15 protein-coding genes are annotated in these 16581 nt (G+C 32.3%); 9 read left to right on the top strand and 6 right to left on the bottom strand.

Annotated features, from left to right (window positions below):
* Positions 1-12 precede the first annotated feature (12 nt).
* The gene (locus BLW23_RS08180) at positions 13-4476 is read right to left on the bottom strand and encodes a translocation/assembly module TamB domain-containing protein (protein ID WP_255362767.1); all 4464 of its coding nucleotides are present in this window, start codon (positions 4474-4476) and stop codon (positions 13-15) included.
* 116 nt (positions 4477-4592) lie between these two features.
* Here BLW23_RS08180 and tsaD point away from each other — a divergent pair, with 116 nt between their 5' ends.
* The 3 genes from tsaD to BLW23_RS08170 are packed head-to-tail and all read left to right on the top strand — an operon-like array spanning position 4593 to position 6211.
* On the top strand, positions 4593-5624 hold the full coding sequence (tsaD, locus tag BLW23_RS08175; RefSeq protein ID WP_093668756.1) for a tRNA (adenosine(37)-N6)-threonylcarbamoyltransferase complex transferase subunit TsaD: 1032 nt from the start codon (positions 4593-4595) through the stop codon (positions 5622-5624).
* A gap of 22 nt (positions 5625-5646) precedes the next feature.
* Positions 5647-5895, top strand: a complete 249-nt coding sequence (locus BLW23_RS23895; RefSeq protein ID WP_410529749.1) for a cyclic nucleotide-binding domain-containing protein — start codon at positions 5647-5649, stop codon at positions 5893-5895.
* Between the two features lie 4 nt (positions 5896-5899).
* Positions 5900-6211 carry a Crp/Fnr family transcriptional regulator gene (locus tag BLW23_RS08170; RefSeq protein WP_093668755.1) on the top strand — a complete coding sequence of 104 codons (312 nt, stop codon included), beginning with the start codon at positions 5900-5902 and terminating at the stop codon, positions 6209-6211.
* Between the two features lie 22 nt (positions 6212-6233).
* Here the strand turns inward: BLW23_RS08170 and BLW23_RS08165 are convergent, their stop codons facing one another.
* Positions 6234-7028: an RNA polymerase sigma factor gene (locus tag BLW23_RS08165; RefSeq protein WP_093668754.1), complete on the bottom strand. Its 795-nt coding sequence runs from the start codon at positions 7026-7028 to the stop codon at positions 6234-6236.
* Between the two features lie 51 nt (positions 7029-7079).
* A complete protein-coding gene (locus BLW23_RS08160) occupies positions 7080-7574 on the bottom strand; it encodes a YybH family protein (RefSeq protein WP_093668753.1) in 495 nt (164 codons plus the stop codon).
* A 222-nt stretch (positions 7575-7796) separates the two neighbouring features.
* On the opposite strand from BLW23_RS08160, the gene BLW23_RS08155 reads away from it, so the two are divergent.
* A complete protein-coding gene (locus BLW23_RS08155; RefSeq protein WP_093668752.1) occupies positions 7797-8555 on the top strand; it encodes a hypothetical protein in 759 nt (252 codons plus the stop codon).
* Between the two features lie 79 nt (positions 8556-8634).
* Complete coding sequence (locus BLW23_RS08150; RefSeq protein ID WP_093668751.1) at positions 8635-9243, top strand: aspartyl/asparaginyl beta-hydroxylase domain-containing protein; 609 nt, start codon at positions 8635-8637, stop codon at positions 9241-9243.
* A 43-nt stretch (positions 9244-9286) separates the two neighbouring features.
* Here the strand turns inward: BLW23_RS08150 and BLW23_RS08145 are convergent, their stop codons facing one another.
* The 3 genes from BLW23_RS08145 to BLW23_RS08135 form a co-directional block, all read right to left on the bottom strand.
* A complete protein-coding gene (locus BLW23_RS08145; RefSeq protein WP_093668750.1) occupies positions 9287-9901 on the bottom strand; it encodes a thioredoxin family protein in 615 nt (204 codons plus the stop codon).
* 4 nt (positions 9902-9905) lie between these two features.
* Complete coding sequence (locus BLW23_RS08140) at positions 9906-10409, bottom strand: TlpA disulfide reductase family protein (protein ID WP_093668749.1); 504 nt, start codon at positions 10407-10409, stop codon at positions 9906-9908.
* Between the two features lie 155 nt (positions 10410-10564).
* Complete coding sequence (locus BLW23_RS08135) at positions 10565-11344, bottom strand: S1/P1 nuclease (protein WP_093668748.1); 780 nt, start codon at positions 11342-11344, stop codon at positions 10565-10567.
* Between the two features lie 113 nt (positions 11345-11457).
* Between BLW23_RS08135 and BLW23_RS08130 the strand changes: the two genes are divergently transcribed.
* The 4 genes from BLW23_RS08130 (at position 11458) to BLW23_RS08120 (ending at position 16485) form a co-directional block, all read left to right on the top strand.
* Positions 11458-12318, top strand: a complete 861-nt coding sequence (locus BLW23_RS08130; RefSeq protein WP_093668747.1) for an SPFH domain-containing protein — start codon at positions 11458-11460, stop codon at positions 12316-12318.
* Between the two features lie 13 nt (positions 12319-12331).
* The gene (locus tag BLW23_RS23170; protein ID WP_176829779.1) at positions 12332-12490 is read left to right on the top strand and encodes a DUF4177 domain-containing protein; all 159 of its coding nucleotides are present in this window, start codon (positions 12332-12334) and stop codon (positions 12488-12490) included.
* 278 nt (positions 12491-12768) lie between these two features.
* The gene (locus tag BLW23_RS08125; RefSeq protein ID WP_093668746.1) at positions 12769-12933 is read left to right on the top strand and encodes a type II toxin-antitoxin system antitoxin; all 165 of its coding nucleotides are present in this window, start codon (positions 12769-12771) and stop codon (positions 12931-12933) included.
* 324 nt (positions 12934-13257) lie between these two features.
* Positions 13258-16485: a VPS10 domain-containing protein gene (locus BLW23_RS08120; RefSeq protein WP_093668745.1), complete on the top strand. Its 3228-nt coding sequence runs from the start codon at positions 13258-13260 to the stop codon at positions 16483-16485.
* The last annotated feature ends 96 nt before the right edge of the window (positions 16486-16581 follow it).

Genomic DNA, 16581 nt, shown 5'->3' with positions numbered 1-16581 from the left:
AAAGTTTGGTTATTATTTTTCTTTCTTTCTAGATTTAAAATGAACTAATTTCTTTTCTTTTTTAACAATTGTGTCTTTCTTCTTTTCCTTTTTACTTTTTAAGCCTAGTTTTTGCCCTAACTCTTTCAGATTATTAAAATTTACTTGGTAAGACAAACCAACACCTTGAGTATATCCTTCATCATCTATTGAATACTGTACATCATTTTGTCTGTTAAATACAGTACCTCTTAAATTTCCTTCGTCATTTAATAATACCTCTACTTTTACTTCTCCAACCACATTCGTTTGAGTGTTGTTTCCTACAGGCACTCCAACCTTTCCATTTACCAAAACTTTATCACTCAACTGCGTACTTACTGACACATCTACTTGATCATCAATATTATTTTGATTTTCAACATTGCCTCTATCTCCCTGCACATACCCAACTCCAACTTGTACTTTATTGTCTTCACTATTTAACATGCTCGACAATATACTCGAAGCAATTTCAGAAGCTGTTCCTGTTAAACCTGTAGTTGCACTAGTTCCAATGGCTTCTTCATTATAGAAAGTTCCGAAAGCCAATAAAAATGAAAAATGTTGCATTTTTGTATTTAAATCATTTTCATTTAAAACAAATTCTAGCTCGGAACTGACGGTAGAATTTGCATTCGGAATTTTAATATCAAACTCCTGTTTTGAACTAAATAAACCTCCAGTAATTTTAGTGTACAAATCTATAGGAATTTTTCTGCTAGAACTAACATTATCTAATATTTGCGCTGGGTTTGCTTTCGTACTATAAACCGCGGTTATATCTAATTCTGCGTCATAAGGACTACCACTCCATGAAATAGTACCTCCTTTTTGCACAACAAAAGGTTTTGTAATTCCGGCATACCTAAAATTATACAAGCCATTGTCTACTTTAAAATCACCTAGCATATGAAACTTTCCTCGAGTATTAATATCAATAATTAAATTTCCGTGACCGCTACCTTTTAACTCGCTTCCTGAAACCTTATCAATAACTACCTGAGCTATTGCATCTTTTGTGACTTCTAATTCAATTGTTAAATCTAAGCCTTTAATATCTTCAATTAGTCGTTCTTTTTCCTCTACCTCATTTACCCTCTTCTCAAAATGAATCAATTTATAATTATCAACAGTTTTAATATCGCTCAAAGGAATCACAAAAACAGTTCCTGGCTGAGTCTTACCATTTACTATAATATCTAAATTACTAGTTAGTCCAGTTATCTCTGCGAATCCATTTAAAAAACCAGTACCATAATATGGTACTTCCTCATCTTCTTCAGTATCAAGGATCAGTAAATTATCGGTTTTAATATCTAAATCTAAAAACCATTGATCAAAGTTTTCATGAGCAATATATCCGGAAAGATTTCCCTTTGTTCGATGCTTAGTATCTTCTAAAACCATATTATTAAGCTTGAACTGCTGCCCTTCCAGATCTATATTTGTATCCCCTTTTAAGTCAAAATCAACATTCAAATACGGGAACGTTAAACCAGCATCCTCAAGCCTCAATACTCCATTAAAATCAGGGTTCCCTACAAACCCCTTCGCTTTAAAATCTCCAGATACTTTTCCTCTCAAGCGAGACAAAACTTCCTGACCAAGAGGGCTAAAAGCGTCGATTTCATAATCTTGTAGAGATATAGCGAGATCCATTTCTGGTCGTTTAGCAGAAAAATCAAGATTCCCTTCGGCAAAAATACTTTTAGCTTTCCGGTTGTTTAGAGCCATACTTACTTCAAATTTGTTATAAGAGTTATCTCCTATAACATGCATAATAAGATCACCTTGTTCAAAATCATTTATTCTGAAATTATTCACCAGAACATTTGCCCTAGGACTTATCTCTTCTTCTGTTTGTTTAAATGTTAATTTTCCATTTACTTTTCCGTTAAGTTTTAAACTATCAATGGTTGGCAGAAAACTCTCCAGCTTTACATTCTCAAAATTTGCTTGAAAATCACGATCTACTAAGCCTTTTATATTTCCTTCAACTTCTATTTTTTGATCTTTGGAAACCAACACAAATGGACTGATAGTAAAATCATTGTCGTGAATATTAAAAGTAACTTTATTCTTTTTATCACCATTTGGATTTACAACCCAATCAAAACCTTTATAACTTAATTCAGATTTCTGAAACCCTAACACTCCTTTTTTATCGCTGTTAATTGTATAATATAAATTAAGTTCTAGATTTTCTTTTCGCTCTCTTCCTACTTTAAACTCAGACTTAAAAAACAATGTGTCTCTTTCTGTTCTATTAAGAAGGTTAAGTTTATCAATTTTATAATACTTCGTATTAATCTTATCTGCGGTTAAGTGAGTGTTAAATATTGGGTTTTTATTATCTAGTTTAAGTGCTATTTTTTCAACAATATTGCCGTAAGCGTTTATTTTTGGAGACGAAAAATCTAATTTAATCGAATTGTTAGTCGAATTAACTCGACCTTTTAAACGTGTATTTCTTTCTATTGAAATCTGAGGGAAAAATACATCTATAATTTTATTATATATTCTAAAATCGAATTTTAAAAATTGGTTTTTTGATATTTCAAGCGGTTCGTAATTGGTATATACACTTCCTAAAGCATTCTGCGTAATTGGCCATAATTCATTGAATAAAAACTTCCCTTCTAATTTTCCTTTGACAATATCATCTGAGTTAATTTCAATACTTTTTATACTGTCTTTAATTGCCGAGTTTACCGTAAATTTTTTAAAATTATACTGATCTTTCTGATTCTGATACTTAAAGTTTTCGAAAGTTGCATTTCCAACGATATCATCAAAAGTATTTCCAGATATATCAAGCACTAACCTTCCTTTCAGTTCCGAAATTGAATCTCTGGTAAAAAGGTTTGTTTTTTTAAGATCAACCTTTGTCATATCGGCTTCAAAGTCAAATTTATTTGTTGCAGATGAAAAATCTGCCAAGCCCTGAAAATACATTACAAAATTTTCATCTCTCGATTCCAATTCTCCTTTAAACTTCTTTTTTTCGAATTGACCGTTAACAATTAAATCGTTGTATTGATATTTATTAAATTCCAAACTACCAACAGTTCCTAATATTGACGTATTAATATTGTCTACATCAAAACCACTACCTTTTACTTCCGCTCGTAAAGATATTTTCCCTAACAAAGGATCATTTGCAAAAATCCCTACATCGAAATTCTCAAAAATGACTTCCCCTTCATAATCCGCAGAGTCAATGTTATCAATATTTGTTAACTGTAAATCCGAAATAGTTGTTCCAATATCAGAATTCACTGTAAGCGTAGCTTCCATTTGATCTGGAGTTACCTTTACCAATCCAATCATGGTAAAATTACCTAACCTTTGAAATTCTGAGGGTAGTGTTCGTCCTAACAAATTAGGTAAAACACTTTTTAACTGATAATAATTTGCTGTAATATTTTTAATATCTGCATCAAAAATAAAACCACGATCCGTATTTAAAGCGTTTACAAAACCAAGATCTCCTATAATTCTCATTCCTTTTTTGGAATGCATTTTTATTCTGGTAGCACTGAAATTGTTTAATACTCCTTTCACTTTTCCTGTGAAATGAATCATATCATCACCATTCAGCTCATTATACAATTTATTTAAATCTCTTACAGCAAGATCACTTTTCTTAAAGTTAGCTTTAATCTTTACTTTATCGTTAAAATCAGCTAAATACTCCCTTTTGTACGTTAATTTAATATCCGCATCTATTCTAGAGTCATTATCAGTTTTAAGAATTGTGTTATCAAACTGCATATGAGTTTTCGTATAGAGAAAATCGGTTTTCAAATTTGTAATATTTACTCCTCTATTCTCCGTAAACTGCATGTTTCTAATTTCCATAGAAACATCAGGTCCAACAATGGAGAAATTATTAAGTTGCGCTGAAGTATTATTTGCTGAAAATTGTAAGAGTTCCTCTTTATTTTCATCGAGTAGCTTGAAATTTAATCCTTCTAATTCAATTAAATCACTTTTAAGAATAAAAGGTGTTGACAAACTATCTTTAGGGGTACCGTCTTCAAAACTATCAATAAAAATTGCAAGATTATCGTCTTTTTCCCCTTTGTATGTTTTTAAGTGAAATTGAACTCCTGACAAAGAAGCTTCCCCAAGATTAACTTTATTATCAACGATTTTCTTTACATTCTGTAAAGAGGTTTTTAAATTATCAACAAAAATTAAAGTATCTTTATGATGATCTCGTATCTCAATTCCTTTTAAATTGACACTTCCCAACCAAGATAAATCTATTTTTTTTACAACAATATTAGTTCCGAAACTCTCGTTTACATAATCAGTAGCATATTTACCAATCTTTGTTTGAGTTATTGGCAGCGACAATATCAACACAAGTAGTAGTAACAAAATCACTACATACTTGATAGTTTTTAACACTATGTTTTTAAGTCTTTTAATACCTTTATTTTTACTCACTACTAATTAACAAATGTAATTACCTAACATCAAAAAATTTGCCTTATTACAAAGAAAGTTAGTTTTTAACGAATTTCTAACACATTATGAATATTTTTGCTAGAAATTCTTAGATTTTGAGCACAAAAAAAACATACATTTTAGGTATTGAAAGCTCTTGTGATGACACAAGTGCTTCTATTGTTTGTGATGGTAAAGTATTAAGTAATATTGTAGCCAATCAAGAAGTTCATGCTAAATACGGAGGCGTTGTGCCTGAACTTGCTTCAAGAGCTCATCAACAAAACATTGTTCCTGTTGTGCAACAAGCTATTGAACAAGCAGGTATTACAAAGAAAGATTTAAATGCTGTAGCCTTTACAAGAGGCCCAGGCTTAATGGGCTCTTTACTTGTTGGCACTTCATTTGCAAAATCATTGGCTCTAGGCTTAAATATTCCTTTAATTGATGTGAACCATATGCAGGCACATATTTTGGCTCACTTTATCAAAGAAGAAAATAGTAAAATCCCTCCTTTTCCTTTTTTATGCTTAACTATTAGCGGAGGACATACTCAAATTGTAAAAATCACGGATCATTTTGATATGGAAATTCTGGGAGAAACCATTGATGATGCTGTAGGAGAAGCTTTTGATAAATCAGCTAAAATTCTTGGTCTCCCTTACCCTGGAGGCCCTTTAATCGATAAATATGCCCAACATGGAAATCCAAAAGCTTTTAAATTTACGAAACCAAAAGTTGGTGATTTAAAGTTTAGTTTTAGCGGTTTAAAAACAGGAATTTTATATTTCATCCAAAGAAGCGTCAAAGAAAACCCTGATTTTATTAAAGAAAACCTTTATGATATCTGCGCTTCAATTCAATATACCATTATTGAAATATTGATGGAAAAAATAAAAAATGCCGTTAAACATACAGAAATAAAGCACGTTGCTATTGCTGGTGGAGTTTCTGCAAACTCTGAAATCAGAAAACGTCTCCAACTAGCTGAAAAACATTGGGGCTGGACAACCTATATTCCAAAATTTGAATACACAACTGATAATGCCGCAATGATAGCCATTAGTGGTTATTTGAAATATTTGAAAAAGGAATATTCGGACGTTTCGGTTACGGCTAAAGCTCGCTTAAAAGTTTCCGAACTTTAGTTGTTATTCTCAGTTAAAACTTATGGAAGCATTTATAAATTTCTGTCATCAAATATCTACTCTTGACATTAGTGCGGAGAAAGCGCTACGCAATGTTAACTTTGAAACTAAATCTTTCAAAAAAGGCGAACCTATTTTAAGAGAGAATTCACATTGCAATCACCTATACTTTATAACAAGAGGGTTAACCAAACTATGCTTTTCATCTGAAGACAAAGATTTTATAATGCGTTTTTTTTTCGGAAAACATACTTTTCACCAATCTAGATAATTATATGACCGGAAAAAAATCGAAATATAAACTTATTGCTATTGAAAACACTTCCTTAATTCAAATTAGTATTACTGAGTTTGAACTTTTATGCAAACACCACCATGCTATCGAAACCTTTTATCGAAAATTTATGACCATGGCTAATAAAAACATGATGGAAAGAATTAGTGAAATGTTAGAAGAGGAAGCCAAAAACAGGTATGAGAACTTTATGAAAAACTTCCCTTTTCTAATGCAACGAGTAAGCTTAGGCGATTTGTCGAACTACTTAGGTATTACTCAGGTTTCCCTTAGCAGAATCCGCGCTAAATAGCTTTTATTTCTTCAAAATTTTACTACTGCAGTATTTTCTTACTTTGTATAAGTTCATTTAAATTACCTACAAAATCCATATTATTTTTAAAAGAACCGTGATTTTGATAAATTCCTGACAACGAACCTAATTCTTCCATTTCTTCATTGTAAGGCTCTACTTTATCTGCAAAATTTAGGTTTCCCTTTACAATTCGACCGCATTTTAAAGCACTATTAACTCTCGCGTTACATCTACATGAGTTTTTCGGATTATAAACACCACAATTCGTATTTAAAAAACTACCTAACACCTTTCTTGATTTCTCTAAACGTTTTCGAAAATTTTCTGGAGAGATACTCATTACTTCAGCGCCTACAGTGCTTTTTAACTTTAAAATACTTCCTAAAATGAAGGCTACTCTATGTTCTCTGCTTAAACACTGTAACATTGCTAAAGTGCAGCTTGTTTTAAGTTCTTTCTCTAACAACCCTTTATCCGGTAAGTTATATTCTTTAGGCCCTTTAAAAGTTTTTAAATCTTCTGCATATATATCAAAAGAAACCAACACTTTTTCTGTTTCTGTTTTTTTAAGATTGATTAAATAATTTGTTGCAATTCGATATACCCAAGTTTTGAACTTGCTCTTATTTTCAAACTTACTCAAATTGGTTATCACTTTGACCAAAATTTCCTGAGTGGCATCTTCAGCATCCAGTCTATCCCACAAAAATCGTAAGGAAATATTAAAAACATATTCTTGTATAGAATTAATTAAACTTGCCAAACTTTTCTTATTCCCCTCTAAACTTTCTTTTATTAATTGTAGTTCGTTCATACTTTGTTTTAACTCACACGAATCCTTTTACAGATCCGTGCGAGTTTATTTTTATTTTTTAAACTTTTCTAACAAATATTGCCCGTGCGGATTGTCTTGAATCATTAACCAATTCCCATCGGCTTGCTTTCTTAAAATGGCTATAGACAAACCACTTTCTTTTATCTCTGTTCCGTCGGGAAGATTCCCCACCATGCTCCAAGGTGAAATATGTTTTGCGATATTCCCCGAAATATAAATCTCATGTCCTCCGAATTTATAGGTCGGATTGAACATTACAAACTGACTAAAAGCTTTTCTTAAATTTTCTTTTCCTTGAACAGGTTTCTGAGGTTCGAACATAACCACAGCGTTTTCTTCATATGTTGAAAGTACACCATCAATGTTTTTGTTTTGAAAAGCACTAACCATTTTACGAATTGTACTATACACTTTCTTCTGATCTTCATTAAAATTTGCTGTCATTTTTTTGTTTGTTTGAGCATTACTAAGAGAAACGAATCCCAAAGTCAATACGGTTAAAAAATAATTTCTAATTGTAAACATTTGTTTCTTTTTTTATAATCAATGAATTTCGACTATACATTATTAGACAGTAAAAAATGTCTACTGTGAATTTTTAAACCATTTTTTTTTAATAAAGTCATTTCCACACTTCCAATTAACCATCAAAAGCTATTTTAAAGGATTTCTGATTTTTTATCATATGTAAAAAAGAATACCATTTTCATAAAGGAAATTTGAAACATTCTTAATAAACACAAATCTATGAACACTCAATCACCTTTAACTATTGTGAACAAACATTTAAACTATCCAAAAGTAACTTTGGTAAAAGCAACCACAAGTCAATATCTTCATATTGCCGCAGAAATTGATAAAACATCTTTTCCTTTTTTCTTAGGAAAATCTTCATGCAAAAAATCAGTATTGAAATTCTGTAAACATCAAGCCGAAAAAATTAAGAAGGAAGCAGGAGTTATCAACTACTCGGTTTTCAGTGCCATTATAATTCCCCCAGGACGAGGAAAATATGTTCAAGAAAATATTAGTAAAACACATTTAGCAAAATTTGATGTTGTTATTTTGATTGAAATAAATTCCCTTGAAAATGCTAAAAAATTGCTCAAGAGTAAAACATACGATAAACTAGTCTCTACAATAAAAATGAAGTCTTCGTATTCGCATATTACTCAAGCCTCAAACGTTCGACAAATAGGCCCTGTTGATCATACTAAGCAAGGTATTTTCTTGTTTAATTATTTTTATGCTAAAAGCACCATTCAAAATCTGTTAGTATGGGAATATACGGCTGGTTGGTTTGAGAAAGAAACAAAACTTAACAACTCCACTCTATTATTACCGAATGATGATTCGAAATACACCATTATTAACCATTGCCGCTGGGATAATTTATGGAATATCGTTCCGCATTTAATCTTCAAAAAAACTTTCAAATCTTATGTCTTAGACAATTTTTATGCAAACAAGGTGGGAGCACAACCTATATTATACAAACTCGTATAAACATTTCATATACATTTATTTTTTTTAATATTTTACTGTAACTTAGCTTTCAACCAACAACTACTAACTTTCACAAACGATGTCTGAAACACAATCTATAGATGTACGTACGGATAGAATTAAACTACCTTTTAATTTTGATATTAAAAAGATGCTTGAGGAGTTTGAAATACTCAAACAAAAACATCTATCATATTATGACTACTACGATGCCATTCCATTGAGATCACCTGCTCATTTAGTGGACTCTAGTATTCCTTTTCCTCCTCCGGCTGATGATTACGCTGATGGCTCATGGACAGCTTGGCTTGATACAGAAAAACTAAAGGACTCGGAGTACTTGACAAGTATTGTTGCTTTTTTCAAAAAAAATACAAAGGTCACTTTAGTTCGATTATTAAGACTTGCTCCAGGCCAAGTAGTAAAGGAACATACCGATCCTACATTAGCTTTAGAAGTGGAAAAATCTGTCGTTCGCTTAACAATTCCGATAATTAGTAATGAAAAAGTAACCTTTTACCTTAACAACATTCCTGTAAATATGCAACCTGGTGAATGTTGGTATTTAAAATTAAATGATCCTCATATGATAACCAATTATGGAGAGGAAGAAAGGGTCAATTTAACTATAGACATGATTCCAAATGAATGGTTAAGAAACATTATTAAAGAAAATATAAACCAATAAAAAAAACCCGAGAGTAATTCTCGGGATTTTTATTTTTTACTTCTTATTTTTTAGTTTTAATACTACAACCAATAGCTCTAGTATATGTCTTTGCGGGTTTCTCTCCTTTCATAATAGAAGAAATAGCATTTTCCACAAAAGGTACTTTTACTTTTTTCTCATCCAATGAACTATCATCAATAGCCCCTATATACTCTACTATTAATTTATCATTTCTCTTGTTTAAGATATAAACGTGAGGTGTTTTAGTTGCTCCGTATTCTGGATACACTTCTTGTTTTTCATCAAATAAATATGGAAACGTAAAGCCTTTTTCTTTAGCTCTCTTCTGCATACCTTCAAAACTATCCCCTGGTGTTACGGCCGGATCATTAGGGTTAATTGCAATTACAGGATATCCCTTCTTCTTAAACTTTTTATCCAAAGCAATTATTCTATCTTCATTAGCTACGGAGTAAGGGCACATATTACATGTAAAAATTACGATAAATCCTCTCGCCTGTTTATAGTCTGCCAAAGAAACCATTTTGCCATCAACATTTTTCAAAGAAAAATCCGCGACAATATCCCCTACTTTATACCCTTTTGGAGGTTGTGTTGTAAACGACGCTAACATTGTTACCAATGTAAGTAAAAAAACAGTTTTTAAAAGTTTCATGATTTTATTGTTTTAAAAAGGTTTGTAACTCATTTTTTAACTCCTCATAGTCAAATGATTGTTCATAGAATTTTCTTTTCTTTTTGTTATATATAATAGTCGCAGGTATCGATCCCGTCCATTCTTTCGCTATATCTTCTATCCAAAACTGTTCGTTAGAATCGTTAAATATTAAAACTGACGATCGGATATTCTTCTTTTTTAAGAAAGGAATTACACTTCTTTCCTTTTGACGCGCCAAATCAAGACTCACCAAGATAACCTCTACATTTTTATTTTTATATTCTTTATTTAATTTCTCAAACGCAGGAAGTTCTTTCACACATGGAACGCACCAAGTTGCCCAAAAGTTTACTACATATATTTTACTATCTTTTTTATTTAACAAAGGTTTTAATTGTTCATAGTTTAGAACATTAACCTTAAACTCTTCGTTTTCCTGAGATTTTACCTCAGTACAAAACAACATCATTAACACAATAGAAAAGCAGATATTTTTTTTCAGCATAACAAAACATTAGTTACCTCTAAAAATAATCAATTAAATCCCATTCGATACTACTTAACAAAACATTAACAAGCAAAAATGTATAAAATCAAGGAAATAAAAAAGGTAAAACCTTAGCTCTACCTTCTATTAATTTTCAATAAGAATACTAACAACTATCCAAAAATATCATTTAGCAACTTAGCCAGTCGAACTCCTCCTTTTTGTAATTGCTCTCGAACAATGGGCATGTACACGTAGGAATATCGATAACGCAAATTTTCGCCTGATTCCGCAGAATTATAAACTCTCTTGGTTAATTCATGTGTATCATGAACCCAATCGACAACGGTACCACTCTTTATTTTCTTTAACTCTTCCTTTGACAAATGTTCAGCATTTCTTGCCAGTTCTAAATAGCTCATACCCCATTGATTCAATAAGTCTTCATCCCAAACTCTATGCAAATTGGTTCCTTTACCATGCCATTGCACTTGAATTGTATTCCCCCCTTTATCTTCTTTTTTTCCTATATGCATAGGCTGATGTAAATCACCTATAAAGTGAACTAGCATTTTGAGATAAAACCGCTTATCCTCCTCAGAACTTTTCTTTGATTTCAAAACCTCAATGCAATACTCAATACCGGTTACTAAATCGCCCCGTTTGTTTTTTGCACTTATCCCATAGGTCTTATTCGTTGACATATTTACGTAATGCCACGGATAAAACTTACTATACTTTCTATCCGATTTTATTTCATCAGCAAATGTTGACACAAAGGCCAAACTCTCACCTTTTAATAATTTCTGAATTTTTCTCTTAGCTCTCCTTGTCAAATGTTTTTCTGCTATTTCCCCTGTAGCTCTATGCCCAGTTGGCCCCCATGTATTATTTGAAAAACTTTCAATAGTTAAAATAAAACTCAAAACAACAATTAAGAAACGTCCCTCCATACTAAATTGATTTTCGGCTAAGTTATAAAATAGAGTTTATAAAAATTTGCTTAGTTAAAAAATATTTTTATATCTTTATGACATCAAATTAATATCATATTAAATAAATATTTATGAAAGCAGAAAAAATCATCAAACCAGCCAATGGCTATTTATTAATTTTTATAGCTATTACTTTATTCTTTGGAGGTATTTTTATGAGCATAAGAGAGGAAACCCCAGTATACCTTCTAGCAACACTGGTTGGCTTTATTCTTTTCTTTGGCTTTATTTTAGTCAACCCTAATTCCTCAAAGGTTATTCTTCTATTTGGAAAATATGTAGGAACCGTAAAACAAAATGGTCTATTCTGGGCTAACCCGCTATATAAAAAGAAGACAATTTCTTTAAGAGCAAGTAATTTTGATAGTGAAAGGCTAAAAGTTAATGACAAACTTGGTAACCCTGTAATGATTAGTACCATCTTAGTTTGGAGAGTTACCGAAACATATAAAGCAGCTTTCGATGTTGACAATTATGAAAACTTTGTTCGCGTTCAAACCGATGCGGCAGTTAGAAAATTAGCTAGTATGTATCCTTATGACAACTTCGCGGATGAAGATCATGAGGAAGATATTACATTACGTTCTAGTGTTAACGAAGTTAGCGATGCTCTAGAAAAAGAACTAGAAGAGCGTTTATCCATTGCTGGAATAGAGGTTTTGGAAGCTCGAATTGGGTATTTGGCTTATGCCCAAGAAATTGCAAGCGCTATGCTAAAAAGACAGCAGGCTACTGCTATTGTTGCTGCCAGACATAAAATCGTTGAAGGAGCTGTTAGTATGGTAGAAATGGCTTTGGAGGAGTTAAATAAAAAGGAAATTGTGGAACTTGATGAAGACCGTAAAGCAGCAATGGTTAGTAATTTAATGATTGTACTATGTGGAGACAAAGAAGCTTCGCCAGTTGTAAACACTGGAACTCTTAATCATTAATAAAAACGAACAAATGAAAGAATATAAAGTTATCATGCCGAAACTGGGGCTAAGAAATAGATATCAAAAACTTGAAGATCTCCTAAATCAATACGCAAGAGAAGGGTGGAATTTAAAGCATTTGGGAGAGGGCTGGACAAATATCGTTTTAGAAAGAGATAAAAATCGTTAATTATTTAACATGAAAATATTCAGGAAAGAGGAAAAGTTCACCAAGACATGGCTTACGACTGCACTAGTCGTAAGTTCAATAGTCTTTATCATCATTATTAAAGAACTTCTATATTATAAAATCAATATTACTAAACGTCTTTCTTTAACTTCGTTGATACTTATTTTATCTTGTGCTTTTTTTAAACTTCTGATACCCCTTAAATCCTTCGAAAAAAAAGAAAGATTTCTCTACTTAAAAAGGACTATTAACAGAAACTGGATTTTATAAAAAAAATTATGGCGAAAAAAAAGGCATTTGCGTTACGAATCAATGAAGACATGCTCAAAGCAATTGAAAAATGGGCCGCTGATGAATTCCGTTCCACCAACGGACAAATCGAGTGGATGTTAATGAAGGCTTTAAAAGAATCTAAAAGAGCTCCCAAAAAAGAGGAAGAATAGTACTCTAATTCAGAAAACATTATCTCCCTTCTTTACTTTCTTCCTAAAAATGAAACTCTTCACTTTTTTAACACCCTACAAATCCACCTGTTAACATTTTTTTAAGAAGTTTAATTAATACTTTTACTCGCAAAGTGAGATTTAAATACTAATACACTTGTACTAAAATTATTTAATTTTTGCTTTAATTAACTCGCAGATGTATCTCGAAATAATTATGTATTCACACTAATTAAACCTTTTTAACGAAACTTGTATGTTTACAGTTCATATCATTATGAATACAAGATTACAATTAACGTTAAAACCTATAAAAATCAACACATGAAAAAACTTTTATCTGTGCTATTTCTGTTGATAAGCTCTTTTGTGATAGCGCAAGAGTTTTCTATGGATCTAGTAAAAAACATGAAACCTAGAAACATAGGCCCTGGCGGCATGAGTGGTAGGGTTACTGCTATCGATGTTGTCTTAAAAAATCCAGACATAATTTATACTGGAACGGCCTCTGGAGGAGTATGGAAATCTACTTCTGGAGGAGTTAAATGGGAGCCCATTTTCGAAAAACAAGTAACGGCTTCTATTGGAGCTTTAGCCATTCAACAATCTAACCCAAGTGTTGTTTGGGTGGGTACTGGTGAAGGAAATCCAAGAAACAGTTTAAATGGAGGTTATGGTATTTTCAAATCACTAGATGCTGGTAAAACCTGGAAATCGATGGGTCTTGAAAAAACACGACACATTCATCGTATCGTAATTGATCCAACGAATCCTAATGTTGTTTATGTAGCAGCAATTGGATCTCCTTGGGGAGAGCACAAAGAAAGAGGTGTGTACAAAACCATTGATGGAGGTAAAACTTGGAAACAAATTTTATTCAATAATATAAAAACAGGAGCAGCTGATTTGGTTATGGATCCTTCAAACCCTAACAAATTAATTGCTGCAATGTGGGAACATAAGCGTGATCCTTGGTTCTTTAAATCTGGAGGAAAAGGTAGTGGACTATACATTACCCATGATGGCGGAGATACTTGGAAGAAAATGACCGATAAAGAAGGCTTTCCTAAAGGAGATTTAGGAAGAATAGGTGTTGCCATTTCCCGATCAAACCCCAATGTTATTTATGCGTTGGTTGAATCAAAAAAAAATGCATTATATAAAAGTGAAGATGGTGGATTCAAATGGAAAAAAATAAATGATAAAAGTGGTATCGGTAATCGTCCATTTTATTACTCTGAAATTTACGTTGATCCTCAAAACGAAAACAAATTATATTCAATTTTCACCTATATAAATACTTCAGAAGACGGAGGTAAAAGCTTTAAACAATTAATGCCTGCTTATGGCGTATCAAATGGAGTACATCCTGATCATCATGCTTGGTGGATTCATCCAAAAGATGGTTCATTTATGATTGATGGAAATGATGGTGGACTTAATATTACTCATGACAAAGGAAAAACTTGGCGCTTTATTGGAAACTTACCTGTAGCTCAATTCTATCATATTAATGTAGATAACGAATATCCATATAATGTTTATGGAGGAATGCAAGATAACGGCTCTTGGAGAGGTCCAGCTTATGTATGGAAAGTTCAAGGTATCAGAAACTCTTATTGGCAAGAAATAGGTTTTGGAGATGGTTTTGATGTTGTTCCTGACAAAGACGATTCTCGTTACGGCTGGGCGATGAGTCAGCAAGGGTTTGTTTCAAGATATGATTACCAAACAGGAAATAACTATACTGTTCGACCAACACATCCGGATGCTAATGTAAAATTACGTTTTAACTGGAATTCTGCCATAAATATTGATCCTTTTGACAATTCAACTATTTATTTCGGAAGTCAGTTTGTTCATAAATCAACAGATAAAGGGTTAACGTGGGAAGTTATTTCTCCTGATCTTTCAACCAATGATAAAAGCAAATTAAAACAATCGGAAAGCGGAGGTTTAACCATGGATGCTACCGGAGCAGAAAATCACTGTACTATTTTGGTTATTGAACCTTCTCCTATGGAAAAGGACATGCTTTGGGCAGCTACAGATGATGGTCAAGTTCATTTTACCAAAAACAGCGGTGTAAACTGGACCAATGTTTCTACTAATATTAAAGGATTACCTGCAAATAGCTGGATTACTCAAATAAAAGCTTCTAACAAAAATAAAGGTGAAGCATTATTAGTAGCGAATGATTATAGACGATTTAATTATACTCCATATGTTTTTAGAACTAAAGACTATGGTAAAACATGGAAACGAATAGTAAAAGAAGGTGATGTTGAGAGCTATGCTTTATGTATTGTTGAAGATATTGAAACTCCTAATCTTTTATTTCTAGGAACTGATGACGGACTTTATGTATCAGTTAACTCGGGAGAAAAGTGGACTAAATGGACTAACGGATTCCCTACAGTTTCTGTAAAGGACTTAGTAATTCACCCTAGAGAACATGATTTAGTTATTGGTACTTTTGGTAGAGCTGCATGGGTTTTAGACGATATCAGGCCTTTGAGAAAAATAGCTCAAAAAAATGATGTTTTAACGAGTAATATTACATTATTCACACCTCCTACTGGATACCAGGCTTCTTACCAACAACCTACAGGAAGTCGCTTCGGGGGTGATGCTTTGTATAACGGAGAAAATAGAGGGTTTGGCGCTCGTATTGCCTATTACTTAAACAAACCTAAAAAAGATACTAAGGAAGCCGATAAGAAATCTAAGAAGAAGTCGAAAACTAAAAAGGAAACTACTTCTGAAGATACTAAAGAAAAGAAACCTGAAATTAAATTTGATTCAATTAAGTTTGAATTCTTTGATGGTGATCGCTTAATTAGAACTTTAAAAAGAAAAACTCCAGAAGAAAATGGTATTCATAGACTTACTTGGTATATGGATGAAAAAGGGGTCGATCGTCCTTCTAGAAGAACAAGAAAGTCAAAAAGAGAACCTTCTGGTGTTGATGTTAAGCCTGGGACATACAGGGTAAAAGCGACGTTCGGAGACAAAACTTCAGAACAAAATATTACTGTCGAGTACGACCCAAGGTTAAAGCTATCAAAGGAAGCTATTGACGAAAAATACAATGCTTATAAGAAACTTGAAGGATATCAAAAGACCATTGCAGATATCGTGAAGCAATTAAATGAAAGTAAAAAAATTGCTAACGATTATAAGAGCAAACTAACAAAAGAAGATAAAGAGAAGTACAAAGACGTTATTGACAATTCGAAAAACATTGTTAAACAATTAGATTCTTTAACTTCAATTTACTTAGGAAAAGTTGACAAACGCCAAGGGATTACACGAAATCCAGATGTTACCATTTACCAACGCCTAAGATCAGCAAATTGGTATGTTGGCAGCAGGTTTGGAAAGCAAACGAATACAGAAGCCCGATTAATTATTCAATTTGAAGAGGCCTTCAATAAAGCCCTAGAGGGGACCAATAAATTCTTCTCAAATGACTGGAAGAAGTATCGTGAAGAAGTTGAAGAAATAACTATATCACCTTTCAAAAAAACCGAAACTTTCTCGTTAAATTAATTTATCGTAATATTGAAATCCTCCAACAACATTGGAGGATTTTTTTTATGAAATAAAATGGATTTGTTTATTTGAAAGTTGCCTTATTTATATCAA

It is taken from the genome of Tenacibaculum sp. MAR_2009_124 (genome assembly GCF_900105455.1).
GTDB lineage: Bacteria > Bacteroidota > Bacteroidia > Flavobacteriales > Flavobacteriaceae > Polaribacter.
Note: the sequence above shows the minus strand (reverse complement) of the source record. Positions and strands in the feature narration are given on the sequence as shown.

Excerpts from the sequence above, each read along its gene's own strand:
- BLW23_RS23895 (WP_410529749.1), top strand. The coding sequence starts at position 5,647 with ATGGAAGCATTTATAAATTTCTGTCATCAAATATCTACTCTTGACATT.
- BLW23_RS08170 (WP_093668755.1), top strand. The coding sequence starts at position 5,900 with ATGACCGGAAAAAAATCGAAATATAAACTTATTGCTATTGAAAACACT.
- BLW23_RS08165 (WP_093668754.1), bottom strand. The coding sequence starts at position 7,028 with ATGAACGAACTACAATTAATAAAAGAAAGTTTAGAGGGGAATAAGAAA.
- BLW23_RS08160 (WP_093668753.1), bottom strand. The coding sequence starts at position 7,574 with ATGTTTACAATTAGAAATTATTTTTTAACCGTATTGACTTTGGGATTC.
- BLW23_RS08155 (WP_093668752.1), top strand. The coding sequence starts at position 7,797 with ATGAACACTCAATCACCTTTAACTATTGTGAACAAACATTTAAACTAT.
- BLW23_RS08150 (WP_093668751.1), top strand. The coding sequence starts at position 8,635 with ATGTCTGAAACACAATCTATAGATGTACGTACGGATAGAATTAAACTA.
- BLW23_RS08145 (WP_093668750.1), bottom strand. The coding sequence starts at position 9,901 with ATGAAACTTTTAAAAACTGTTTTTTTACTTACATTGGTAACAATGTTA.
- BLW23_RS08140 (WP_093668749.1), bottom strand. The coding sequence starts at position 10,409 with ATGCTGAAAAAAAATATCTGCTTTTCTATTGTGTTAATGATGTTGTTT.
- BLW23_RS08135 (WP_093668748.1), bottom strand. The coding sequence starts at position 11,344 with ATGGAGGGACGTTTCTTAATTGTTGTTTTGAGTTTTATTTTAACTATT.
- BLW23_RS08130 (WP_093668747.1), top strand. The coding sequence starts at position 11,458 with ATGAAAGCAGAAAAAATCATCAAACCAGCCAATGGCTATTTATTAATT.
- BLW23_RS23170 (WP_176829779.1), top strand. The coding sequence starts at position 12,332 with ATGAAAGAATATAAAGTTATCATGCCGAAACTGGGGCTAAGAAATAGA.
- BLW23_RS08125 (WP_093668746.1), top strand. The coding sequence starts at position 12,769 with ATGGCGAAAAAAAAGGCATTTGCGTTACGAATCAATGAAGACATGCTC.
- BLW23_RS08120 (WP_093668745.1), top strand. The coding sequence starts at position 13,258 with ATGAAAAAACTTTTATCTGTGCTATTTCTGTTGATAAGCTCTTTTGTG.